Source organism: Rubrivivax gelatinosus, assembly GCF_004340905.1.
GTDB lineage: Bacteria > Pseudomonadota > Gammaproteobacteria > Burkholderiales > Burkholderiaceae_C > Rubrivivax > Rubrivivax gelatinosus.
On sequence record NZ_SLXD01000013.1, the window covers coordinates 61,475 to 85,722 of the forward strand.

General features: G+C 72.7%; 18 protein-coding genes and 1 pseudogene. 8 read left to right on the forward strand and 11 right to left on the reverse strand.

Annotation, left to right across the window (positions count from 1 at the left end; genetic code table 11):
• Nucleotides 1-40: 40 nt before the first annotated feature.
• Nucleotides 41-733 carry a hypothetical protein gene (locus EV684_RS18935; protein ID WP_132648852.1) on the forward strand — a complete coding sequence of 231 codons (693 nt, stop codon included), beginning with the start codon at nt 41-43 and terminating at the stop codon, nt 731-733.
• Nucleotides 734-761: 28 nt separating this feature from the next.
• Here EV684_RS18935 and EV684_RS18940 read toward each other — a convergent pair whose 3' ends face one another.
• The 4 genes from EV684_RS18940 to EV684_RS18955 form a co-directional block, all read right to left on the reverse strand.
• Nucleotides 762-2,171, reverse strand: a complete 1,410-nt coding sequence (locus tag EV684_RS18940; protein WP_132648853.1) for an efflux transporter outer membrane subunit — start codon at nt 2,169-2,171, stop codon at nt 762-764.
• A 26-nt stretch (nt 2,172-2,197) separates the two neighbouring features.
• Nucleotides 2,198-5,440, reverse strand: coding sequence for an efflux RND transporter permease subunit (locus tag EV684_RS18945; RefSeq protein WP_132648854.1), 3,243 nt, complete (start codon nt 5,438-5,440; stop codon nt 2,198-2,200).
• 26 nt (nt 5,441-5,466) lie between these two features.
• A complete protein-coding gene (locus EV684_RS18950) occupies nt 5,467-6,645 on the reverse strand; it encodes an efflux RND transporter periplasmic adaptor subunit (RefSeq protein WP_132648855.1) in 1,179 nt (392 codons plus the stop codon).
• A 116-nt stretch (nt 6,646-6,761) separates the two neighbouring features.
• A complete protein-coding gene (locus EV684_RS18955; RefSeq protein ID WP_132648856.1) occupies nt 6,762-7,652 on the reverse strand; it encodes an alpha/beta hydrolase fold domain-containing protein in 891 nt (296 codons plus the stop codon).
• Between the two features lie 148 nt (nt 7,653-7,800).
• Here EV684_RS18955 and EV684_RS18960 point away from each other — a divergent pair.
• Nucleotides 7,801-8,697 (forward strand): annotated as a pseudogene (locus EV684_RS18960) (LysR substrate-binding domain-containing protein); the annotation flags it as partial.
• Nucleotides 8,698-8,901: 204 nt separating this feature from the next.
• On the opposite strand, the gene EV684_RS18965 reads toward EV684_RS18960, so the two are convergent.
• Both EV684_RS18965 and EV684_RS18970 read right to left on the reverse strand, forming a co-directional pair.
• The gene (locus EV684_RS18965) at nt 8,902-9,765 is read right to left on the reverse strand and encodes a lipase chaperone (protein ID WP_132648858.1); all 864 of its coding nucleotides are present in this window, start codon (nt 9,763-9,765) and stop codon (nt 8,902-8,904) included.
• Complete coding sequence (locus tag EV684_RS18970) at nt 9,762-10,697, reverse strand: esterase/lipase family protein (RefSeq protein WP_200222326.1); 936 nt, start codon at nt 10,695-10,697, stop codon at nt 9,762-9,764. Before EV684_RS18970 ends, EV684_RS18965 begins: the two co-directional genes overlap by 4 nt.
• A gap of 175 nt (nt 10,698-10,872) precedes the next feature.
• Between EV684_RS18970 and EV684_RS18975 the strand changes: the two genes are divergently transcribed.
• Complete coding sequence (locus EV684_RS18975; protein ID WP_132648859.1) at nt 10,873-11,043, forward strand: DUF2256 domain-containing protein; 171 nt, start codon at nt 10,873-10,875, stop codon at nt 11,041-11,043.
• Nucleotides 11,040-12,581 (forward strand): cryptochrome/photolyase family protein, encoded by a 1,542-nt coding sequence (locus EV684_RS18980; RefSeq protein WP_132648860.1) that lies wholly within the window; start codon nt 11,040-11,042, stop codon nt 12,579-12,581. The genes EV684_RS18975 and EV684_RS18980 overlap by 4 nt, the downstream gene beginning before the upstream one ends.
• Here the strand turns inward: EV684_RS18980 and EV684_RS18985 are convergent, their stop codons facing one another.
• Nucleotides 12,582-13,886, reverse strand: a complete 1,305-nt coding sequence (locus EV684_RS18985; protein WP_132648861.1) for a glycerate kinase type-2 family protein — start codon at nt 13,884-13,886, stop codon at nt 12,582-12,584.
• A gap of 83 nt (nt 13,887-13,969) precedes the next feature.
• Between EV684_RS18985 and EV684_RS18990 the strand changes: the two genes are divergently transcribed.
• On the forward strand, nt 13,970-15,250 hold the full coding sequence (locus EV684_RS18990; RefSeq protein ID WP_207184417.1) for a M16 family metallopeptidase: 1,281 nt from the start codon (nt 13,970-13,972) through the stop codon (nt 15,248-15,250).
• A 58-nt stretch (nt 15,251-15,308) separates the two neighbouring features.
• On the opposite strand, the gene EV684_RS18995 is transcribed toward EV684_RS18990, so the two are convergent.
• Nucleotides 15,309-16,154, reverse strand: coding sequence for a ProQ/FINO family protein (locus EV684_RS18995; protein ID WP_132648862.1), 846 nt, complete (start codon nt 16,152-16,154; stop codon nt 15,309-15,311).
• Between the two features lie 134 nt (nt 16,155-16,288).
• Here EV684_RS18995 and EV684_RS19000 point away from each other — a divergent pair, with 134 nt between their 5' ends.
• Entirely contained in the window at nt 16,289-18,949 is a 2,661-nt protein-coding gene (locus tag EV684_RS19000) for a M1 family metallopeptidase (protein WP_243651216.1), read from the forward strand.
• Nucleotides 18,950-18,951: 2 nt separating this feature from the next.
• On the opposite strand, the gene EV684_RS19005 is transcribed toward EV684_RS19000, so the two are convergent.
• Entirely contained in the window at nt 18,952-20,442 is a 1,491-nt protein-coding gene (locus EV684_RS19005; protein WP_132648864.1) for a diguanylate cyclase, read from the reverse strand.
• A 414-nt stretch (nt 20,443-20,856) separates the two neighbouring features.
• Between EV684_RS19005 and EV684_RS19010 the strand changes: the two genes are divergently transcribed.
• Together EV684_RS19010 and EV684_RS19015 are read left to right on the forward strand one after the other, a co-directional pair.
• Entirely contained in the window at nt 20,857-21,639 is a 783-nt protein-coding gene (locus EV684_RS19010; protein WP_243651219.1) for an alpha/beta hydrolase, read from the forward strand.
• A 584-nt stretch (nt 21,640-22,223) separates the two neighbouring features.
• A complete protein-coding gene (locus EV684_RS19015; RefSeq protein WP_200222325.1) occupies nt 22,224-22,550 on the forward strand; it encodes a hypothetical protein in 327 nt (108 codons plus the stop codon).
• Between the two features lie 7 nt (nt 22,551-22,557).
• On the opposite strand, the gene EV684_RS19020 is transcribed toward EV684_RS19015, so the two are convergent.
• Nucleotides 22,558-23,118 carry a DUF924 family protein gene (locus EV684_RS19020; protein WP_132649004.1) on the reverse strand — a complete coding sequence of 187 codons (561 nt, stop codon included), beginning with the start codon at nt 23,116-23,118 and terminating at the stop codon, nt 22,558-22,560.
• Nucleotides 23,115-24,233 carry a polyamine ABC transporter substrate-binding protein gene (locus tag EV684_RS19025; RefSeq protein WP_132648866.1) on the reverse strand — a complete coding sequence of 373 codons (1,119 nt, stop codon included), beginning with the start codon at nt 24,231-24,233 and terminating at the stop codon, nt 23,115-23,117. The genes EV684_RS19020 and EV684_RS19025 overlap by 4 nt, the downstream gene beginning before the upstream one ends.
• Nucleotides 24,234-24,248 lie beyond the last annotated feature (15 nt).

Here is a 24,248-nt window from a genome sequence, read left to right on the forward strand (position 1 = left end):
CCACGCCGCACCCCCGCCGGCCTTCCTGAAGGAGCTTCGCATGCGCCCGACACTCGTCCCCGAGCCGCTCTCCTTCGGCACGCGCGCCAGACGCTCCCTCGCGGCCTGGGCCTGTCTGGCGGCGCTGACGCCCGCGCTGGCGGCCGGGCCGCAGGCGTCGGCGCGTGCACCGGGCCTGTTCACGGTCTACAACCATCTCGCCGGCGAAACCTTCGTCAACTGGACGACCTGCGGCAACAACGGCAGCGGCAACGGCTGCTGGGGATCGGGCCAGATCGGGCCCTTCGCCCACCCGTGCGCCGTGGTGCGCGTGGACGACCAGGTGATCGTGGTCGACAGCGGCGACCCCGCCCGATCGCTCGGAGCCGCAGTCGTGGTCTACCAGGAGTCGAACGGCAGCACGCCGTCGGTGGACTTCCTCCGCCGGATCGTGCTGGAGGATCTTCCCGCCTCCACCACGGCGACCTGCCGGGCGGCGGCGGTACGCAACCAGCTCTACCTGGGCACCGATCAGTCCGTCCGCTACCAGGTGGTCAACCTGCTCAACGACCGTGTGACGTCCGCCGACTTGTGCGGGAACCCGACCGACAACATCTCGTCGGACGGCGAGTACGTCATCGTGCAGCAGGGCAACTGCGCCGGCTTCTTCTCGCGCAGCGGGCTGCAGATCACGAACGGCACGTACGGCCAGGCGTTCTTCCCGAACGCCCACACGGCGGTCTCGCTTCCCTAGGCGGGCGTTCGACCGCCCGCCTGGCGGCTCACCCCGCCTCCCACCCGCCACCCAGCGCCCGGATCAGGCCCACCGCCCCCTGCAGCTGCGCCCCCTGCACCTGCACCGCCTGGCGCAGGCTGCGCAGTTCGCTGCGGCGGGCGTCCAGCAGGTCGAGCTGGCTGATCTGGCCGTTGCGGTAGCGCGCTTCCGACAAGGCGGTGGCGCGGCGCGAGGACTGCACGGCCTGCGCCAGCGCGTCGGCCTGGCGCTGCAGCAGGCCCAGGCTGCCGAGCTGGTCCTCGACTTCGCGCAGCGCCGTCAGCACCTGCTGGCGGTAGCCGGCCAGCGCGACCTGGGCCTCGGCCGCAGCGCGGTCTTCCTGCGCCTGGCGGCGGCCACCGTCGAAGATCGGCAGCGACAGCAGCGTGCCGACCGACCACGCTCGCGCCGACCAGCGGAAGACGTCACCCAGGTCGGTCGAGGCCTGGCCGCCGCTGGCGGTCAGCGTCAGGTCGGGCAGCCAGGCCGACTGGGCGACACCCAGCCGCGCCTGCGCCGCCATCAGGCTGCGCTGCGCGGCGGCGACGTCGGGCCGGCGCGCCAGCACCGCGCTCGGCAGGCCGGCGGGCACGACCGGCGCACGCAGCGCCCATTCGGCATCCACGGCCTCGGCCAGGCGGAAGCCGCTGGCGGCTTCGCCCAGCAGCACGGCGAGCGCGTTCTCCTGCAGCGCGCGCTGGCGGTCCAGCGCCAAGGCGTCGGCCTCGGTGCTGGCGACTTCGGTGCGCAGCCGCTGCACGTCCAGCTCGCCCAGATCGCCGGCGGCCAGGCGGCGCTCGGACAGGCGCAGCGTGTCGCGGTAGGCGGCCAGCGTCTGGCGCACCAGGCGGCGCTCGGCGTCGCTCTCGCGCAGCGCGAAATAGGCCTGCGCGACCTGCGCCTGCACCATCAGCCGCGTGCTCTGCAGCAGCGCCTCGCTGGCCTGGGCGTCCAGCGCCTGGGCCTGGCTGGCGAGACCCAGGCGGCCGAAGACGTCCAGCTCCCAGGCGAGGTTGAGCCCGGCGGTGCCCAGGCTCACCGGCTGCGTCGTCACGCCGGGGTCGGTGGCGCGCGTCACGCCGGTGCTGGCGTCGACCTGCGGCCGGCGGCGGGCGTCGGCCTCGCGCAGCCCGGCTCGCGCCTGCTGCAGCCGCGCGGCGGCCACCTGCAGGTCGGTGTTGCGCTCCAGCGCCCGCGTCACCAGTTCGTCGAGCACCGGGTCGGCGAAGACCGCCCACCAGGTGCCGCGCTCGGCAGCGTCGGCCGGCGGCACGACGGCCCACTGGCCTTCGGCCGGTGCCGTGCTCTTGAAGGCCGCCGGCGTGGCCGGCAGCGTCGACAGGTCGGGCGCCGGCGCAGTGGCGCAGCCGGCCAGCACCAGCGCGGCCAGCAGCGGCGTCATCGAAACAAGCTTCATTGCGTTCTCCTTCGCGGGGCCGCGGCTCACGCCGCCCCCGGGGTCGTGGCCGGCCGCGGCAGCGCTGCGCCACCGGGCTCCATGTCGGGCTCCAGCGGCGCCTCGACGTCATGCGGCACCTCGCCGTGCAGCTTCAGCGGGCGGTTGCCGGCCAGGCGGCGCAGCAGCACGTAGAACACCGGCGTCAGGAAGATGCCGAAGGCGGTGACGCCGATCATCCCGGCGAACACGGCCACGCCCATCGCCTGGCGCATCTCGGCGCCGGCGCCGCTGGCCAGCACCAGCGGCAGCACGCCCATCACGAAAGCCATCGAGGTCATCAGGATCGGCCGCAGCCGCAGCCGGCTGGCCTCGATCGCGGCCTGCACCGGCGTGCGCCCGGCGAACTCCAGCTCGCGTGCGAACTCGACGATCAGGATCGCGTTCTTCGCCGACAGCCCCACCAGCACCATCAGCCCGATCTGGGTGAAGACGTTGTTGTCGCCGCCGTCCAGCCAGACGCCGGTCAGCGCCGCCAGCAGGCTCATCGGCACGATCAGCAGGATCGCCAGCGGCAGCGTCAGGCTCTCGTACTGCGCCGCCAGCACCAGGAACACCAGCAGGATGGCCAGCGGGAAGATCAGCGTCGCCGAGTTGCCGGCCAGGATCTCCTGGTAGGTGAGCTCGGTCCACTCGTACGAGATGCCCTTGGGCAGGGTCTCGGCGGCGATGCGCTCCACCGCGTCGCGCGCCTGGCCCGACGAATAACCCGGCGCCGGGCCACCGTTGATGTCGGCGCTGAGAAAGCCGTTGTAGCGCATCGCCCGTTCCGGCCCGAAGGTGGTGTTGACCTTCAGCAGCGCCGACAGCGGCACCATCTCGCCGCTCGTCGAACGCACCTTCAGCGCGCCGATGTCCTCGGGGCGGGCGCGGAACGCGGCGTCGGCCTGCACGCGCACCGAGTAGGTCCGGCCGAAACGGTTGAAGTCGTTGGCGTAGAGGCTGCCCAGGTAGATCTGCAGCGTGTCGAAGATCTCCGTCACCGGCACGCCGAGCTGGCGCGCCTTGGTGCGGTCGATGTCGGCGTAGAGCTGCGGCACGTTGACCTGCCAGCTGGAGAACAGCCCCGCCAGCTCCGGCGTCTGGTAGGCCTTGGCCATGAACGCCTTCTGCGCCGCGTCGAGTGCGTCGTAGCCCAGCGAGGCGCGGTCTTCCAGCTGCAGCTTGAAGCCGCCGGTCGTGCCCAGCCCCTGCACCGGCGGCGGCGGGAAGACGGCGATGAACGCGTCCTGGATCTGGCCGAACTGCTGGTTCAGCGCCTGGGCGATGGCGCCGGCCGACAGGGCCGGGTCGCGGCGCTGGTCGAAGTCCTTCAGCGCGACGAAGACGATGCCCGAGTTGGCGCTGTTGGTGAAGCCGTTGATCGACAGCCCCGGGAAGGTGATCGCGTGCTCTACGCCCGGCTGCTGCATGACGATCTGGTCCATGCGCCGCGTCACGGCCTCGGTGCGGTCCAGCGTCGCGCCGTCGGGCAGCTGGGCGAAGCCGATCAGGTACTGCTTGTCCTGCGCCGGCACGAAGCCCTTGGGCACGACCTGGAACAGCACGACGGTGAGCCCCGCCAGCACCGCGTACAGCGCGAGCATCGCCGCCTTGCGCGAGATCGCGCCGCGCACGCCGCTGCTGTAGCGCTCGGCGCCGCGGTGGAACATCCGGTTGAAGCCGCGGAAGAAGCCGCCGAGCACGCGGTCCATCGCGCGCGTCAGCCGGTCGGGCGCCTCGCCGTGGCCCTTGAGCAGCAGCGCGGCCAGCGCCGGCGACAGGGTCAGCGAGTTGATCGCCGAGATCACCGTCGACATCGCGATCGTCAGCGCGAACTGGCGATAGAACTGCCCGGTGAGCCCGGTGATGAAGGCCAGCGGCACGAACACCGCCACCAGCACCAGCGCGATGGCGATGATCGGCCCCGAGACCTCGCGCATCGCGCGGTAGGTCGCCTGGCGAGGGCTCAGGCCGCCCTCGATGTTGCGCTCGACGTTCTCGACCACGACGATGGCGTCGTCGACGACGATGCCGATCGCCAGCACCAGGCCGAACAGCGACAGCGCGTTGATCGAGAAGCCGAACAGCGCCATCACGCCGAAGGTGCCGACCACGGCCACCGGCACCGCCAGCAGCGGGATGATCGACGCGCGCCAGGTCTGCAGGAACAGGATGACGACCAGCACGACGAGCGCGATCGCCTCCAGCAGCGTGTGCACCACCGACTCGATCGACGCGCGCACGAACTGCGTCGGGTCGTAGACGATCTCGTAGGCGACGCCTTCGGGCATCGCCTTGGCGATGTCGGCCATCGTCGCGCGCACGCCGTCGGAGATGGCGATGGCGTTGGAGCCCGGCGCGGCGAAGATCGGCACCGCCACCGCGTCCTTGCCGTCGAGCATCGAGCGCAGCGCGTAGTCGGCGGCGCCGAGCTCGATGCGCGCGACGTCGCGCAGCCGCGTCACGGCGCCGTCGGCGGCGCTGCGCACGACGATGTCGCCGAACTCCTCCTCGGTCTGCAGCCGGCCCTGGGCGTTGATCGGCAGTTGCACGTCGATGCCCTGCAGCCCCGGCGACGCGCCGACGATGCCGGCCGCGGCCTGCACGTTCTGCTCGCGGATCGCGGCCACCACGTCGCCGGCCGACAGGCCGTGCGCGGCCACCTTCTGCGGGTCGAGCCAGATGCGCATCGCGTAGTCGCCCGAGCCGAACAGCTGCACGTCGCCGACGCCCTGCACCCGCGCCAGGCGGTCCTTGACGTTGAGCACCGCGTAGTTGCGCAGATAGGTCATGTCGTAGCGGCCGCTGGGCGACAGCAGGTGCACGACCATCGTCAGGTCGACCGAGGACTTGACCGTCGTGATGCCCAGCCGGCGCACCTCCTCGGGCAGGCGCGGCTCGGCGCGTGCGACGCGGTTCTGCACCAGCTGCTGCGCCTTGTCGGGGTCGGTGCCGAGCTTGAAGGTGACGGTCAGCGTCATCAGGCCGTCGGTCGTGGCCTGGCTGCTCATGTAGAGCATGCCTTCGACGCCGTTGATCTGCTCCTCGATCGGCGTGGCCACCGTCTCGGCGATGACCTTCGGATTCGCGCCGGGGTAGCTGGCGCGCACGACGATCGACGGCGGCACGACCTCGGGGTACTCGGAGATCGGCAGCCCGCGCACCGCGATCAGGCCGCCGAGAAAGATCAGCAGCGACAGCACGCCGGCGAAGATCGGCCGGTCGATGAAGAACTTGGACAGGTTCATCGGAGTTCCTTGTCTTGGGCCGCGGCTCAGGAGCGCGCGCCCATCTCGACGAGCTGCGGCGCGAGTTCGACGCCCGGGCGCACACGCTGCAGCCCGTTGACGACGACCTGCTCGCCGGCCTTCAGCCCCGAGGCGACGATGCGCAGCCCGCCGACCGACGCGCCCAGCGAGACCTCGCGCCAGCTCGCCTTGTGGTCGGCGCCGACGACCCAGACGAAACGTTTGTTCTGGTCGGTGCCGACCGCCCGTTCGTCGACCAGCAGCGCGCTCTGCGCCTTCGGCTGGCCGAGCTGGAGCTGGGCGAACTGGCCCGGCATCAGCGCGCCGTCGGCGTTGTCGAACACGGCGCGCAGGCGCACCGTGCCGCTACGTGGATCGACCTGGTTGTCGACCAGCTGCAGCCGGCCCTGGCGCTCGGCGCCGTCGCCGCTCATGCGCACCGGGATGCGGTCGATCGCGGCCCGTTTGCCCGGGCCGTCGGGCAGCGTGGCCAGCGCGCGCGTCACCGTCGCCTCGTCGGCGTCGAAGCTGGCGTAGATCGGGTCGACCGAGACCAGCGTCGTCAGCACCGGCGCACCCGGGCCGGCGGCGACCAGGTTGCCGACCGTCACCTCGCGCTTGCCGACGCGGCCCGAGACCGGCGCGCGCACCTTGGTGTAGCCGAGGTTCAGCTGCGCCGACTGCAGCGCGGCTTGCGCGGCGCTGAGGTTGGCTTCGGCCTCGCGGGCGGCGTTGTCACGCTCGTCGAAGTCTCGCCGGGCGATGGCCTGCTCGTCCCACAGGCGCTCGGCACGCTCGCGTTCGCCGCGGGCGTAACGCAGCCGGGCCTCGGCCGCCAGCACCTGGGCGCGGGCACGCTCGACTTCGGCGGCGTAAGGCGCCGGGTCGATCGTGAACAGCAGGTCGCCGGCCTTGACCAGCGCGCCTTCGCGGAAATGGCTTTCGAGCACGGTGCCCGAGACGCGGGCGCGGATCTCGACGTGTTCGACCGCCTCCAGGCGGCCGGAGAAGGCGGCCCAGGGCACGACCTCCTGCTGCACGACGGCGGCGACGGTGACCGGCATGGCCGGCATCGCCGCGGGCGCGGCTTCGGCGCCGGCGTCGTGCGTGACGAGCAGCGCCCCGGCGCCGACGGCGATGGCGGCGACGACCGCGGTGATGGCCAGCGGGTGCGGGCGGCGGGAATAGGTGGACAGGAACGACATGGTGGAGTCCTCCAACAGACGACAGGCAGGAACGGCACGGAAAGACCGGCCCCGGCCGCCTCCGTGGAGGCAGCCCGGGATGGGCCACGACGGGCCCGGCGAAAGAGGCGTGAAGCTCAGGCGCTGCGGGCGCCGGGCTCCGGTTCGGCAGGTCCGGCGCGCTTCGTCGAGCGCCGGACGATCGGACAGCAGGCCGCCCGGGTCTCGTCCCGGAAGGCCCGCAAGGCGGCGACCAGCTCGGCCGCCCAGGGGGTTTGCAGCGAAGCCAGGCGCGTCAGCGCCTGCGGCCAGCCGGTCGGGGCGGCCAGGCGTTTCTCGTGCACCGTGACGCCGGCCGAGCGCAGCGCGCCGGCGTAGGCCCGGCCTTCGTCTCGCAGCGGGCAGTCGTCGGCGGTGGCGACGAAGGCCGGCGCGACACGCGCCAGCCGCGCGGCGTACAGCGGCGCCGCGTAGGGGTGGTCGGCGCGGCCGGCCAGGTAGGCGTGCCAGCCGCGGGCGATGCTGCAGTCGGCGCAGCCCTGGCCGGCGGCACGCAGCGAGGCGGTGGCCATGCGCGGGTCCAGCAGCGGCGCCAGCAGCACCTGGCCGGCCAGCGGCAGGCCCTGGTCACGCGCCCACAGCGCCAGGCCGGCGGCGAGGTTGGCGCCGGCTTCCTCGCCGGCCACCCACAGCGTGCTGCCCAGGCCGGCCAGACGCAGGCGCGCCCGGCGCAGCCAGCGCAGCAGCGCCGCGGCGGCCTGCAGCGCGGCCGGGAAGGGCTGCACCGGCGCCTTCGGGTAGTCGAGCGAGGCGACGACACAGCCGCTGGCGGCCAGCAGCTGCGCCGCCGGCAGGCCCGAATCCAGGTCGCCGCCGATGAAGGCGCCCCCCGGCAGGTGCAGCACCAGCGGGCGGCGCCTGGCACCCGCCGCGGCCTCGTGCAACCGCACCGCCAGCGGCGCGGCCAGGCCGGCATCGACCTGGAGGTCGCGCCAGGGCGTCGCGGGGGGCAGGGCAAGGGCGTTCATCGGGGGCGGGTGGTGGTGAAAGCGGTAGAAACAGGTGTTCAGCGTTGGGATGAACGATAGGCGTTGCCGAAGGCGGAATAAACTGCCGGCGCTCAGACATAGTTTTTCAGCGGCTGAAACAATGCCGCGTCGCCGACGGAGCCGGACGATGGACAAACTCAGCGCCATGCAGGCCTTCACGCGCGTCGTCGAGGCCGGCACCTTCACCAAGGCGGCCGACTCGATGGGCCTGCCCAAGGCTGCGGTCACGCGGCTGATCCAGTCGCTGGAAGAGCAGCTGCAGACGCGGCTGCTGAACCGCACGACCCGCCGCGTCACCGTCACGCCCGACGGCGCGGCCTATTACGAGCGTGTCAGCCGGCTGCTCAACGACCTGGACGAGCTCGAGGGCTCGCTGACCCACGCGCGTGTCACGCCCAAGGGCCGCATCCGCGTCGACGTGCCGTCGTCGGTGGCGCGGCTGCTGCTGATCCCGGCGCTGCCGCGCTTTTGCGAGCAGTACCCGGAGATCCAGATCGACCTGGGCGTCAGCGACCGCCCGGTGGACCTGGTCGGCGACAAGGTCGACTGCGTGCTGCGCGGCGGCGAGATCACCGACCCGTCGCTGGTCGCACGCCGCGTCGGCTTCTGGCGCTACGTGAGCGCCGCCTCGCCCGACTACATCCGCCGCCACGGCCTGCCGCGCCACCCGCGCGAGCTGGAGAGCGGCGAGCACAAGGTCGTCAGCTACTTCTCGGCGCAGACCGGGCGCCACTTCCCGTTCGACTTCAACCGCGACGGCGAACGCATCGAGGTGATGGGCCGCTACCGCGTCTCGGTCAACGACGGCAACGCCTACCTGACCTCGGGCATCAACGGCCTGGGCATCGTGCAGATCCCGTACTTCACGCTGCGCCCGCACATGGACGCCGGCGAGCTGGTGCCGCTGCTCTGCGACTGGGACACCGACGCGCTGCCGATGTACGTCGTCTACCCGCCCAACCGCCACCTGAGCACCAAGCTGCGTGTGTTCGTCGACTGGGTGGCCGAGCTGTTCTCGCGCCACACCGACGCCGAGGAACAGCTGCTCGCCGCCTGCAGCCTGGACGCCGACGGCCAACCGCCGGCGAGCTGCGTCGAGCTGTCGGCCTGGTACGAACGCCTGGAGGCCGAGCACCAGGCCTGGAAGGCGGCGCAGGCGGCGACGGCGCAGGCGCTGGCGCCGCTGACGTCTATGGCGGCGACGCTGTCGGCGCCGGCGGCCTGAGCTTCAGCGTCCCAGCAACCCCCGCGCGCGCAGCCGCTCGCGGCCGTCGGCGAACTCGGTGGCCAGCAACTGCTCGGCGGCCAACGAACGCTGCGCCTCGTCCAGCCCGGGCTGATGCTCGAGCCGATCGAGTTCGGCCCGCGCGGCGGCGATGCGTTCGGCCCAGCGCGCCTGCGCGGCCAGCTCGTCGGCCAGGCGCTGGCGTGCGGCCGCGTCCAGGCGGCCGGGGTCGATCAGCGGCTCGGCCCGCGCCGTCTGCCAGCCGGCGGCCAGGCGCGCGCGCAGCGCCGCTTCCTCGTCGCCGTAGAAGGCCCGGGCCCAGGCCTCGCCCAGCCACTGCACGCGCTGGGCATGGCGTTCGTCGAGCGCGGCGGCAATGCTCTCGGGGTCGTCGGCACGCGGCGCCAGGCTGGCCGGCGCGGCGCGCAGGCCCTGGTAGGCCAGCCACAGCCGCTCGACCTCGGCCGCCGCGGCCGCAGGCAGCTCGCGCCGCGCCTGCTCGGTGACCCAGGCGCCGATGGCCTCGGGCGGGGCCTGGCCGTCGAGCTGCAGCGCGTAGTCGAAGCGCCGGCGCAGCGCGGCCGATGGCACGAGGCGGCCGTCGATCACCGGGCCCCAGCCACCATCGGGCGTGGTGCCGCGCAAGGCGCTGTGCTCCTGCACCCAGCGCTCGAACTCCGGCGGCACGGCGAGCGTCGCGCGCCAGCTCGGCGGGTCCGCCACCGGCTGGCCCGCGGCGGGCGGGCGGCCGGGCTCGGCGGCCGACGCCGGCATCGCCGTGGCGTCGCCAGGCGTGCGCCACAGCAGGCCGGCGGCCAGCAGCGCGCCCAGCGCCGCAGCCGCGACCCCCAGCCGCAGCGCCTTCACAGACCCGCCGCCTTCAGACGGTTGGCCTGGCTGCGGTAGAAGGCCACCGGGTCGGACGCGACGAAGTTGCGCAGGCCCAGCGCCTGGTTCACCTCGTCGAGGTGGTTCCAGCCGTAATCGTCACGCAGCACCGTGCCCCAGTGCGACGAGCAGCGGCCCACCAGGCCGTCGTTGGTCTCGCCGGTGAAGAAAGCCGAGGCCAGCATCAGGAAGGCGTCGCCCGGGTCGAGCAGGTTGGTGACGACGCTGGTGCCGCCCACCGAGGCGTAGCGCACGCCGTTGACGACCGAGGGGCCCTGGCCGCAGGCCGAAGTCGGCGCGCCCTGCGGGAAGCGGGTGTTGAAGGCCGCCGCGCCGGGCGTGTTCAGCGAGGCCAGCGCCGCCAGCGCGTCCTGCGGCAGCTGGGGGTTGCCGGAAATCCACGAGATGACGACCCCCAGCGCGTTGACGATCGCGGCCACGACGCCGGTCAGCCCGGTGGTTTCGGCCATGGCCTGGATGCCGTCGGCCACGGGCGAGCCGGTGTGCGGCGAGCCCACCGTCGTCACCGAGGCGACGAGATCCGGCGCGACCGCGGCGACGTAACGCGCCGTCGGCCCGCCATGGCTGTGGCCGACGAGGTTGAACTTGCCGTGGCCGTAGGCCGCCTTCAGCTGGCGCAGCTGGGCCAGCAGCTGTTCACCGCGCGCCTCGGTGCTTTCCAGTGCCGAGACCGAGGGCGTGAAGACCACCGCGCCGCCCGAACGCAGCGCCGCCGGCACGCCGTAGAAGTAGTCGACCGGGCCGATGGCGCCGAAGCCCAGCATGCCGTGCACCAGCACGATGGGGTAACGCGTCTGGGTGTAGGTGTCGGCCTGCGCCGGCAACGGCGTCAGCGTCACGGACAGGGTCAACGCCAGCGTGGCGCAGGCGGCGCGGATGCGTCGGCTCATCTCTCCCTCCTGGACTGATGGACGCCGCTTGGGCGCGGCTGCTGCGCATCTCACCCGAGCGACCGGCCGGTCGGCATCGGGGCTTGCCCGTGGCGCCGGGGTGACTCCCCTGATCGCGGGTGACCAGGCGTCACGCGCGGCACACTCGCGGCCGAACGCGACACGCTGCCCCGCCATGAACACCGGCCGTGCCTTCAAAGGCAACAAACGCTTCCTGCCGAGCAAACCCTGCGCGGTCTGCGGCCGGCCCATGGTCTGGCGCCGCGCCTGGGCGAAGAACTGGGACGAGGTCCGCTACTGTTCGGACGCCTGCCGCCGGCGCAAGAACACGGAGCGCGACGCATGAGGCATCTGGTGCTGGTGCTCGGCGACCAGCTCGACGCCGAGGCCGCGGCCTTCGACGGTTTCGACGCGGTGCAGGACGCGGTCTGGATGGCCGAGGTCGACGAGGAGTCGACCCACGTGGCATCCAGCCAGCCGCGCACGGCGCTGTTCCTCGCGGCGATGCGCCACTTCGCCGCCGCGCTGCAGGCCGCCGGCCGGCGCGTGCACTACACGCGGCTGGACGACGCCGGCAACCGCGGCGGCCTGGCCGCCGAGCTGGACGCCACGATCACGCGCCTGCAGCCGCTGGCGCTGGTGATGACCGCGCCCGGCGACCACCGCGTGCTGCGCGCGCTGCAGGCCGTGGCCGCGGCGCGCGGCCTGCCGCTGGAGCTGCGCCCCGACCGCCACTTCTTCTGCACCGTGCGCGAGTTCGCCGCCCACGCGCGCGCCCGGCGCACGCTGCGGCTGGAGTTCTTCTACCGCGAGATGCGCCGCCGCCACGGCGTGCTGATGGATGGCGGTGAACCCTGCGGCGGGCGCTGGAACTACGACGCCGACAACCGCGAGGCCTTCGGCCGCGACGGCCCGCCGCCGCACGCCGAGCCGCCGCGTTTCGAGCCCGATGCGACGACGCGCGAGGTGCTGGACCTCGTGCGGCGCCGCTTCGCCAGCCACCCCGGGCGGCTGGAGTCTTTCGCCTGGCCGGTGACGCGGGAGCAGGCCTTGCACGCTCTGGAGCGTTTCGTCGCCGAGCGCCTGGCCGGCTTCGGCCGCTGGCAGGACGCACTCTGGCCCGGCGCGCCCTGGCTCTGGCACTCGCAGCTCTCGGCAGCGCTGAACCTGAAGCTGCTGAGCCCGCGCGAGGTCGTCGCCGCCGCCGAGGCCGCCTACCGCGCGGGCCGCGTGCCGCTGCAGAGCGCCGAAGGTTTCATCCGCCAGATCCTCGGCTGGCGCGAGTACGTGCGCGGCGTCTACTGGACGCGCATGCCGGGCTACGCCGAGCTCAACGCCTGGGACGCGCATGAACCGCTGCCGGCCTTCTACTGGAGCGGCGAGACGCCGATGGCCTGCCTGGCCGACGCCATCGGCCAGACGCTGGAGCACGGCTACGCCCACCACATCCAGCGCCTGATGGTCACCGGGCTGTACGCGCTGCTGCTCGGCGTCGAACCGAAGCAGGTGCACGCCTGGTACCTGGCGGTCTACGTCGACGCCGTCGAATGGGTGGAGCTGCCGAACACGCTGGGCATGAGCCAGAACGCCGACGGCGGCCTGATGGCCAGCAAACCCTATGTCGCCAGCGGCCGCTACATCGAGCGCATGAGCGCCGGCCGGCTGTGCGCCGGCTGCCGCTTCCGCCCCGGCGAACGTGTCGGCGACACGGCCTGCCCGTTCACGACGCTGTACTGGGACTTCCTGCTGCGCCACGAGGCGACGCTGGCCGCCAACCCGCGGATGGTGATGCCGCTCAAGCACCTGGCGCGCCTCGACGCGGCCGAGCGGGCGCGCATCGGCGAACGTGCGGCGGCGCTGCGTGCCGGCACCGCCGGCGTCTGATCAGACGATCAGCAGCGCCCGGAAGTCGTTGACGTTGGTGTAGGTCGGCCCGGTGACGACCAGGTCGCCCAGCGCTTCGAACAGCGGGAAGCTGTCGTGGCGGTCCAGCTGCTCGGCGGGTTTGAGGCCCGCGGCCGCGGCGCGCGCCAGCGTGTCGGGCGTGACGATGGCGCCGGCGTTGCGCTCGACGCCGTCGATGCCGTCGGTGTCGGCGGCCAGCACGTGCACGCCGGGTTCGCCCTGCAGCGCCAGCGCGCAGCCGAGCAGGAACTCGCCGGCGCGGCCGCCGCGCCCGCCTGGGGTGCGCACGGTGACGGTGGTCTCGCCGCCGGACAGCAGAACGCAAGGCTTGGCAAAGGGCTGGCCGCGGCGGGCGACGGCCCGTGCCAGCGCCGCGTGCACCTTGCCGACCTCGCGGCTCTCGCCCTCGATCTCGTCGCTGAGCACGTGGGCCTCGATGCCGGCCTCGCGCGCCCGCGCGGCGGCGGCTTCCAGGCTCTGCTGCGGCGTCGCGATCAGCTCGACGGTGTGGCCGGCGAAACACGGGTCGTCGGGCTTGGGCGTCTCGAACGCGCCGCCCTCCAGCCCGGCGCGCGCCGCCGGCGGCAGTTCGATCGTGTAGCGCCGGCAGATCGCCAGCGCGTCGGCGCAGCTCGTCGCGTCGGCCACCGTCGGGCCGCTGGCGATGACGCCGGGTTCGTCACCCGGCACGTCGCTGATCAGCAGCGAGTGCACACGCGCCGGTGCGGCCAGCGCCGCCAGCCGGCCACCCTTGATCGCCGAGAGGTGCTTGCGCACGCAGTTCATTTCGCCGATCGACGCACCGCTCAGCAGCAGCGCGCGGTTGACGGCCTGCTTGTCCTCCAGCGTCAGCCCCGGCGCCGGCAGCGACAGCAGCGCCGAGCCGCCGCCGGAGATCAGCGCCAGCACCAGATCGTCCGGGCCCAGGCCCTGCACCAGCGTGGCGATGCGCGCCGCGGCAGCGCGGCCGGCAGCGTCGGGCACCGGGTGGGCGGCCTCGACGACCTCGATGCGGCCGCCGCGGGCGCGGTAGGCCGGCGGCAGGTGCTCGTAGCGCGTGACGACCAGGCCCGACAGCGGCGCATCGGCCGGCCAGGCGGCGTCCAGCGCCGCGGCCATCGCGCCGCCCGCCTTGCCGGCACCGACGACGACGGTGCGCCCGCGCGGCGGCGGCGGCAGATGCGCACCCAGCACCTGCCCGGGCAGCGCCCGCCGCACCGCGGCGTCGTACAGCGCACGCAGGAAGGCGCGGGGGTCCAGGCGGGGGTCGGGCAGGGCAGGCATCACGCCAGCTTATCGGACACGCCGGCAGCGCGGCCGGGCATCGCCTATGCTCGCCGGCCGTTCCTCGAACCCGCATCAGCGCCTTGTTCCCCGCCTCCCACTCCGACGACACCCGCATCAAGCGCCTGCCCAACGGCGTGCGCATCGTGACGATCCGCATGCCGCACGTGCACACCGCCAGCATCGGCGTCTTCGTGCGCAGCGGCAGCGTGCACGAATCGAAGCTGGACAACGGCATCAGCCATTTCGTCGAGCACATGGTGTTCAAGGGCACGCTGATGCGCGACGCCCGCCGCATCAACCTCGACGCCGAGCGCCTGGGCGCCGAAGTCAACGCCCACACCGACAAGGACCACACCGGCTACACGATGCACGGCCGGCCGGCCGACGTGCCGCAGTTGGTCGAGATGCTGGCCGACCTGGTGCGCCACCCCACCTTCCCGGCCGAGGAGCTGGAGCGCGAGCGCCAGGTGCTGCTGCACGAGTGCACCGAGGACGAGGACGACCCGCTGTCGACTGCGTTCAAGCTCTTCGACAAGGCCTGCTGGGGCAGCCACGCGCTGGCCCAGTCGGTCATCGGCCCGCGGCGCAACATCGAACGTTTCGGCCGCGACGCGCTCGTGGACTACCTGCGCCGCCAGTACACCGGCGCCAACGTCGTCGTCGGCGCCGCCGGCGACATCGACGTGCCGGCCTTCGAGGCGGCGGTCGAAGCTGCCTTCGGCACGATGGACGCCGGCCACGAGAACCTCGTCGCCGCGCCGGTCTATGCCGGCGGCGTGGCGACGAAACGGCTGGCGGGCAGCAGCCAGGCGCACCTGGTGCTCGGTTTCCCGCTGCCCGGGCTGTCGGCGCAGGACCCGGCCGGCGTGCTGGCCGCGGCGGTCTTCGGCGAAGGCATGAGCTCGCCGCTGATGGACCGCATCCGCGAGCAGCGCGGCCTGGCCTACTACACCGCCTGCTCGGCCGACGTGCTCGACGTGGCGGGCCAGTTCGTCGTCGAGGCCTCGACCTCGCCGCAGCAGATCGACGAGCTGCTGGCCGAGACGCTGGCGCTGCTGAAGGCCCAGGCCGCCCAGGTCGGCGACGAGGATCTGGAGCGCGCCAAGGCCCAGCTCGCGGTTCGCCGCCTGCGCGCCCACGAGCGCCCCTATCGGCGCCTGGAAGACGCCGTGCTGGACCTCTACGCCACCGGCAACGTCTGCGACACGCGCACCTGGTGCGCGAGGATCGACGCGGTGCCGGCCGAGACCGTACGGGCGGCTTTCGCGCGTTTGCTCGCCGCGGGGCCGACCGTCGCCTTGTCGGGCGAGCTGCCGCGCGCCGCCGGCGAACGCGTGCGTTCGCTGCTCGCGGCGGCCTGAACCCGCCCAGGCGCGACGCCGGGGCGGCGCCGCGGGGGGTGGGCCGCCGGCCGGCCGGTCAGCGCTTGGGCGGGCGGCCCTGGCCTTCGGGGCGCGGGCCGCGCGGGCCCGGGCCACGTTCACCGTCACGCCGCGGGCCACGGTCGGGCCGCGGGCCGTCGCCACGGGCGCCGTGTTCCCGCCGGTCACGGCCTTCCGGGCGCGGGCCCGGGCGGTTCTCCCGCGGCGGCATCGGCGGACGTTCGGCACGTTCGCGCCGCGCCTGTTCCAGCACCGCGTCGAGTTCGGCCTCGCCGATGCCTTTCAGCGCGCAGAAGTTGGCCGGCGTCAGCGTTGTCGTCTCGAAGGCGCGCAGCAGCCCGGCGCGGTCGCGGCGGGCGTCGTGGTCGGCCTGCTGCTGGCGGCGTGCGTCGACGTCGGCAGCGCGTGCGGCCGCACGTTCGGCGGCGCGGCGCTGCTCGTGCACGCCGCGGCGGCGGGCGATCTCGGCCGCGGCCAGTTCACGGTGCTCGGCGCTCAGCTCGCCGGCCGGCTGGCCGTCGAGGTCGTAACGCTGCTCGGACTTGACCAGCGCCGACAGGTAGGCGTTGGACGTCGTGTAGCGGTGCAGGAAGACCGACAGCGTGCGCCGCGTGAAGACACCCGGCACACGCGCCTGGATGTCGGCCTGGATGCGCAGCTTCAGCGGCTTGGGCGGCGGCGCGAACAGCGCCGGGAAAAGTTCGGCCAGGCGCGCGGCGCATTCGGCCGGCGACAGCTCCGCCGCACGCGGGGCGGCCTCGGCGGGCTCGACGGCCGCGGCCGCCTCGACGGGCTCGGCCACGGGCTCGACGGCCGTCTCGGGCGTCTCGGGAGGAACGGACTCCGCGCCGGGTTCGGGCAGGGTTTGATCGTCGTCAGGCATGGAACACAGCGCGGAAAAGGTTCGGGATTGTCGCCGCTGCAGAGGACGTGTGGGAGCCGGTGGCGCAAGCCGGCGCAATTTCGCCCACCGGGGCGTCGCTACAGTCGCCGTTGCGTCTTCCGGAGCCCATGATGATGTCGTTGCGTTTCCTCCGTACGTTCGCCGCGGCAGCCGCGCTGGCTGCCGGTGCCGCCCTCGCGCAGCCGCGTTTCGATTTCGACCGCACCCCGGGCACGCTGCCCAAGACGGTGCTGCCATCTCGTTACACGATCACGCTGGATCTGGACCCGGCGGCCGAACGCTTCAGCGGCCAGGCGTCGATCGCGCTGCGCCTGCGCCGGGCGGTGCCCGAGATCGTGCTGCACGCCTACACGCTGCAACCACGCGGGGCGACGCTCAAGGCCGGCGGCCGCGACCGCGCGCTGACCGTGACGGCCGACGAGGCGACGCAGACCTGGCGCCTGGTGCCCGCCGACGGCCGGCCGCTGCCGGCGGGCACGGCAACACTGGAGCTGGCCTGGGACGGCACGGTGCAGCGCAGCGGCTCGGGCCTGTACCGCGCGCCCTACGGCGGCGGCCGCGCGGGCGCGATGCTGGCGACCCAGCTCGAAGCGGTCTTCGCGCGCATGGTGTTCCCGGCCTTCGACGAACCCTCGTTCCGCGCGGTGTTCGAGCTCGCGGTGCGCACGCCGGTAGGCGTGGAGGTGGTGTCCAACACGGCCGAGCGCAGCGTCGTCGACGACGGCGGGCGCCGGCTGCACCGTTTCGAGCCGACGCCGCCGATGCCCAGCTACCTCGTGGCGCTGGCGGCCGGGCGCTTCGACACGCTGGCCGGACGCGCGGCCGGCGTGCCGCTGCGCATCCTCACGGCCCCCGGCAAGGCGGCGCAGGGCGCCTACGCGCTGGAGGTCACCGAGCGTGTGCTGCCGTTCTACAGCGCCTACTTCGGCCAGCGCTACGCGCTGCCCAAGCTGGACCAGCTGGCGGTGCCGAGCACGCGTTTCGGCGCGATGGAGGACTGGGGGCTGATCTCCTACGCGGAGAACACGCTGCTGTTCGACCCCGCGCACAGCGACACCAACACCCGCCGGCGCATCTTCTCGATCGTCGCGCACGAGGTCGCGCACCAGTGGTTCGGCAACCTCGTGACCGCTGCGTCCTGGGAGGAGATCTGGCTCAACGAGGCCTTCGCCACCTGGATGGCGGAGAAGGCGACCGAGCGCTTCAACCCCGAATGGAACATCGCGCTGCGCCGCCGCGGGCCGATCGACGACGCCATGACGCGAGACGCCGGCGACTCGACGCGCGCGATCCGTTCCGGCCCGGTGCCCGAGGACCGCGTGTTCGACGTCTTCGACGACATCACCTACGTCAAGGGCGGGGCGGTGCTGGCGATGCTCGAGCAGTGGATCGGCCCGAAGGCCTTGCGCAACGGTCTGGCCGGCTACATGGCCGAGCGGCGGCTGTCCAACGCGACGGCAGGCGATCTCTGGCACCACATCGGCCGCGCCTCGGGCCGCAACGTCGCCGCGGTGGCCACGAGCTGGACCGACCAGCCGGGCTTTCCGCTGGTGCAGGCCGAAAGCCGCTGCGAGCACGGACGCACCCGGCTGGAGCTGAGCCAGCGCCGCTTCACGCTCGACGGCCACGACGCGCCGGGGCTCTGGAAGCTGCCGCTGGTGGTGCAGCACGGCGGCCGCACGAGTTCGCTGCTGCTCGACGGCGTGCGCACGAGCACCACGCTGGCGGGCTGCCCGGCGACACCGACGCTGCTGAACCCGGGCGGCCAGGGCTTCTACCGCGTCGCCTACGCGCCGGACTGGCACGCCGCGCTGGCGGCGCGTTTTGCCGAGCTGCCCGGCACCGCCCAGGCGACGCTGCTGGCCGACACGCTGGCGCTGGCGCAGTCCGGGCGGCTGCCGATGGCCTCGCTGATCGAGCTGCTGGCGCAGCTGCCGTCGGTGCAGGGGCCGACACGCCCGGCGCTCTACGCCCAGGCGCGGCGGGCCTTCGAGTTCCTCGACGAGAGCCTTCACGACAGCCCGGCGCAGGCGCCGCTGCACGCCGCGGCCCGCGCGCTGTTCGCGCCGGAACTCGCGACGCTGGGCTGGACACCCCGTGCCGGCGAAGGCAGCGAAGCCGAGCAGCTGCGCAACGGCCTGATCGCCGACCTCGCGGCCTACGGCGACGAGGCGGTGATCGCGCGCGCGGGCGAACTCTTCGACGCCGAGCTCGCCGGCCGTGCGCCGCTGCCGCCGGCCATCCGCCAGGGCGTCGTCAGCGCCGTCGGGCGCCATGCCGACGAGGCGCGTTTCGCGGCGCTGCTGGCGCGGCTGGACGCCGCGGCCAGCGAAGAGGAGCGCTGGCTCTACGCGTCGGCGATCGCCGAAGTGCCGGATGCGGCGCTGGCGCGCCGGCTGCTGGCACGGACGCTGGACGGCACGCTGCCGACGAACATCGCGACCACGCTGCCGCAGATGGTCGGCCAGGCACCCGGCCACGAGCAGCTGGCCTACGACTTCGTCGTTGCCGAGTTCGCACGACTGGGTGAACTCGCCGGGCCGATGTTCGGCGCCCGCGCCTGGCTGCTGCCAGGCACGGTGGCCGCCTCGGCCGATGCCGGCGTCGCCAGGCGCATGCTGGCCGACCAGCAGCGCCTGGTGGGCACACCCGGCGCCGCGACGGCGGCCCGAGCGGCCGCGCGCATCACGCTGCGTGCCCAGGTGCGCGCCGCCGAGGCACAGCGCCTGGCGCCGGCGCTGCAGGCACTGGCCTCGCGCCTGGCACCGGCCTGAGATCAGGTGGCCGCGTCGTCGAGCACGACGCGGTTCTTGCCGGCCGCCTTGGCATGCAGGCAGGCGCGCCCGGCGCGGTCGACCAGGGCGACCGGCGAATCGCCGGGTGCGGCGATCATCGCCACGCCGACGCTGACGGTGACCGGGATGCGGCGGCCGTCGGTGGCTTCGAAGCCGTGCGCACCGACGGCGCTGCGGATGCGCTCCATCACGCTCACCGCGGCCTCGGCGCCGGTGTCGGGCAGCACGACGCAGAACTCCTCCCCGCCGTATCGCGCCAGCCAGTCCACCAGGCGCACGTTGCCGCTGGCCAGCGCGGCGAAGTCGCGCAGCACGCCGTCGCCCGAAGGCCAGCCGTAACCCGCGTTGACGCCGTGGAAGTCGTCGATGTCCAGCAGCGCCAGCGCCAGCGGACGGCCGCTGCGCTGCGCCTGCGCGACCTCGCGCGCCAGGCGCTCGTCGAAGTAGCGCCGGTTGTGCGCGCCGGTCAGCGCGTCCTGCAGCGCCTGGCGGCGTGCCCCTTCGACCAGGCGCCGCCCCATGTCGCCGACGATGCGTGCCAGGCGGTCGCTGAACACCTTGGTCACTTCGTTGAAACGCTCCAGGTCGGCGTCGATGTCGGGCACGACGTAGCCGCCGGCAGCGGTCTCGAAGCACATCAGCCGGTTGCGCCCGGCACCCTTGGCCTCGTACATCGCCGCGTCGGCCTGGCGCATGACCTCGGCCTCGCTGAACCGCGGCTGCAGCACCGTCATGCCGGCGCTGGCGGTCAGCACGATGCCGCGGCCGATCGAGGGCACCTGGATCGGCACGGACAGGCGCTTGAGCAAGCCCTGGGCGTCGTTGACCAGCGTCTGCAGGTCGTAGCGCGCCATCAGCAGCGCGAACTCGTCGCCCGAGACGCGGCCGATGCAGTCTTCGGGCGATGCGCCCGCCGCCAGCATCTCGGAGGCACTGCGCAGCAGCTGGTCGCCGACGGCGTGGCCGAACTCGTCGTTCAGGCGCTTGAAGTGGTCCAGGTCGACCAGGACCAGGCCACGCACCTCGCCCGGCAGCATCTCCTCGAGCACCTTGCGCAGCCGCTGGCCGAAGGCGCGCCGGTTGAGCAGGCCGGTGACGACATCACGATGCAGCCAGGCCGAGTCGCGGTCGCGACGCGTCAGCCGCTCCAGCCGCGCAGCGACGTGGTGCGGCGACTGCGGCAGGCGCACGACTTCGTCGCGCAGGTCGCAGACCTGGAGCGCGATGGCCTCGGCGTCCCCGTCGTGAGCGAGCACCAGCGTCGGACGCCGGTCGGCGGCGCAGGCAGCCCGCAGCGCGGCGGGATCGGCCAGCGAGGCGGTCGGCAGCACACGCAGATCGGCGGCCAGCCGGGGCGCCATGGCGAGCGTCTGTTCGATGACCGCGTAGCCCGCCTTGCGTAGCGCGTCCGCGCCCGGGTCGGCGTCGCGCGCGTCGTCCGGAACGATCCAGACGATGGTTTCCAGTCCCAATCTGTCCTCCCGGGACGGCGCCAACGGACAAACGACGCGTCCGCCTCCGGGTGATCCGTCCCCGGCTGGATTCTGCCGAGGCAGGCCGTGGGCGCGCCTTGCGCCAGCACCGGGTAGGCAGCGGATCTTCCCCCCACGTCGGTGAGCGTTCTGGCGTCCTCGTGGATCAGTTCACACCGCCGCGCGCAGATGAGACTCGTGCGGCGAGGGGAAAAGCCGATCAGGACAATCTGGAATTCAAAACCCCCTAGCGCCACCGTGACCCGCGCCATCGACACCGCTTCCGGGAACCGGGCTTGCCTCGGGCCGCTGCCGGTGCCCGCCCAGGCATCGACAGGAAGGCACGGCGAGATGTCTCAGCTCAGGCGTTGGCTCGTACGCAGTCTGACCGTCGGACTGACCGGCTGCGCCAGCGTGCCCGGGCCGACCACCGGCGGCATCACCGCCGCGCCGGCACTGGACATCGGTGGCCGTTCCTACAACGCCGAATGGGCCCTGCCAGCGGGCGAGCCGAGTGCACTGCTGGTGCTGCAGCACGGCTTCACGCGCAGCTGCGCCAACCTGCGCGAGACGGCACGCCGCATCGCCCGCCAGGGCCTGGCGACCTTGTGCATCGACGCCGACATGACGGGTGGCAACCCGGCGCTGGCCGACACCATGGCGACCGCGCTGCTGCAGACGATCCGCCTGCCCGATGGCCAGGCGCTGCCGCAGCGCATCGTCGTGGGCGGGCACTCGGCGGGCGCGGCCTTCGCCGCGCGCCTGGGCTGGCGGCTGGACGCCATGGCGCCGCAGAGGCTGGCCGGAGCCCTGTTGCTGGACCCGGTGCCGGTGCGAGGTTTCACCGAGCAGCTGCGTGCGGTGTCGCAGGGCGGCCAGCGGCCCGTGCTCGCGATCGAAGCCGCCCCCAGCGGCTGCAATGCCGAGCAGCGCGCCGCGCCGGTGCTGGAGCTGCTGCGTGACGAGGCCCTGGCCGCCGGCCGCGACAGCGTGGTCGGCGTTCGCATGGGGGAGGGCTCGACCCACGTCGATGCCGAAGGCGAGGACAGCGACTGGGTCGGCCGCAGCTTCTGCGGCACACCGCGTGCGGCGAACGTCGAACGGGTGCGCACGCTGGCCTCCGGCTGGGCCGCCGAAGTTGCTGCGGGACGGATCCCTGCTCCCGAAGCCCGGGCCGCGGTCGAACCTCTTCGCTGAACGCAGTTCGTGGCGCCGCGCACGGCAGGTGCAGGCCCGCACGCGGCGCGACTGTTATTCAATAGCAATGCTGTATATCTCAGTAGTGGTCGTAGTAGAGGCCGCCCCCGTCTGGGGACAAGCCTCGAAAGCGTTTGAAGATCAAGGGCTTGCACGCTCGTGAACGCTGTGGGCCACCCCCCGTACGGCGGCGCACGCGTTTCTGGACAACCTGCCGGCGCTTGTCGGAACTGTGGATAAGTGCCTGCTTGCGCAAAAGTTATCCCCAACGTTGTCCACGGCGTGGGTTTTGTTGTGGACAGCTTGTGAGCAAGCGGCAGCGGCCCGCGGCGCAGGGCGTCTCGCGGGGGGACCAGGCTTGTCGGGGGGGCGGAAAAAACGGCTGTCGAGGCTGACGGCGCATCGGACCCGGCGCCCCATCCGTGGGTAGCGGGCGGTGGCAGGCGCCGTGCGGCGCTGGGGTCAGTCGCTGACCTTAGCAGGCTTTGGCCCCTTGGGCGAGCCTTGATGCCACGGGGCGCTCGGACACCTTGCGCGGCTACGCGCGAGGTTCAGAATGGGTTCGTCGAAGAGGAGTACGAACGATGAAAGCGCAAGTCCAGACCCCAGCACGATTCGTGGCCCCGAAGCTCGAGGAGGACCTGTCGCTGGATGCCACGCCGCCCGGCGATGGCGAGATCGTTCAGCGTCCGGATGGCTGGTACTGGCTGGCCGCGACGGGCCGCCAGGAGTTCGGCCCCTACGACAGCGAGGACGACGCGCTGCAGGCGATGGAAGCGGCCTGTGACGGCGAGATCGAACCCGGCGAGACGCTCTTCGAGGCCGAGCAGGAGCTCGGCATCGCCGACTGGCTGGATCCGGACACCGGTGAGCCCGCCGAAGGCGTGCACACCCGTCTCGAGGATCACTGACCCGGGATCAGAAACCCGCGCCTGGCTGGGCCAGGTACTCCTGTTCGGCGGCCGTGCTGGCGCGGCCGAGCACCGCGTTGCGATGGGGGAAGCGGCCGAAACGCTGGATCACGTCGCGATGGCGGTGCGCATAGTCGAGGGCGTCGGCCAGCCGTTCGTCCTCGGCGGCCAGCAGGCTGAACAGGCGAACCGATTCATCCTGCATCGCCAGGCTCTCGGCGTGTTCGAACGGCAGGTAGGCGAACCAGCGTTCGATCGTCGTCAGCGCCCGGTCGGCGCCGCTGGCGACCAGCGCCTGTGCCAGCGCCAGGGCTCTCGCGTCGCCGGCAAAGGCACGCGGCTGGCCGCGCAGGGCGTTGCGCGTGAACTGGTCCAGCAGCAGGATCTCCGCCAGCGGCACGGCTGCCCACTCGGCCGGCAGCGTGCCGGCGAGCGCCGCCTCGATGTCGGCGCCGAAACGCCCGGCGACGAGGCGGTCGAAGGCGTCGCTCTTGCGAAACCAGTCGGCCCGCACCGCATGCGGCGGCGGGCCGAACCAGAACTCGAGCGTGGCGGCCGGGGTGTTTATCGCGACCCCGCCTTGAAGGCCGTGAAGATGCGCGTCTGCACGCGGCGGATGTCCTGCGGCACGGCGTCCGGCGAGCTCAGCTTCTTCATGTCCTCGGCCGACAGGAAGACCGTCGGGTTGGACGCCACTTCCTTCTTCACGAACTTCTTCGACGCCGCGTTCGGGTTGGCGTAGAAGACCTTGTTCGTCAGGCTGGCGTGCACCTCGGGGCGCAGGATGTAGTTGATGAAGAGGTGCGCGTTCTTCGGGTGCTCGGCGTCCTTGGGGATGGCCATCGAGTCGAAGAACATCGTCGCGCCGCTCGGCGGGATCAGCACCTGGATGTCGACGCCGGTCTTGCTGTCGATCGCACGCTGGCGTGCGATGTTCATGTCGCCGGCGTAGCCCATCACCAGGCACAGCGAGCCGTTGGCCATCTCGTCGATGTAGCCCGACGAGGAGAAGCGCGTGATGTTCGGGCGCGCCTTGGCGAGCACCTCGCGCGCGGCGTCATAGTCCTTGGCGTTCTTGCTGTAGGCCGGCTTGCCGGCGTAGATCATCGCCACCGGCATCACTTCGGAGGCCGAATCGAGCATGCTGACGCCGCAGCCCTTCAGCTTGCTGGCGTACTCGGGCTTGAACAGCAGGTCCCAGGCGTTGGCCGGCATCGGCGTCGCGCCCAGCGCGGCCTTGACCTTCTTGACGTTGATGCCGACGGTCACGTAGCCCCAGAGCCAGTCGACGAGGTACTGGTTGCCCGGGTCGACCTTGGCCATCTGCTCGAGCACCGCCGGGTCCAGGTTCTTCCAGTTCGGCAGCAGCGACTTGTCGAGCTTCTGGAACAGGCCGCCTTCGATCTGAGCCTTCGCGAAGTGCGCGCCCGGCACGACGATGTCGTAGCCCGTCTTGCCGGCCACCAGCTTGGCGTGAAGGATCTCGTTGCTGTCGAAGATGTCGTACCGGACCTTGATGCCGGTTTCCTTCTCGAAGTTCTTGAGCGTGTCTTCGGCGATGTACTCGGCCCAGTTGTAGATGTTCAGGACCTTGGGTTCGGTGTTCTGCGCGCCCGCGGCGAAAGCCACGGTGGCGGCGCCGACGGCGAGCAGCGAACGCAGGACACGGGAAGTGCGGGACATGAGGGCTTTCCTCCG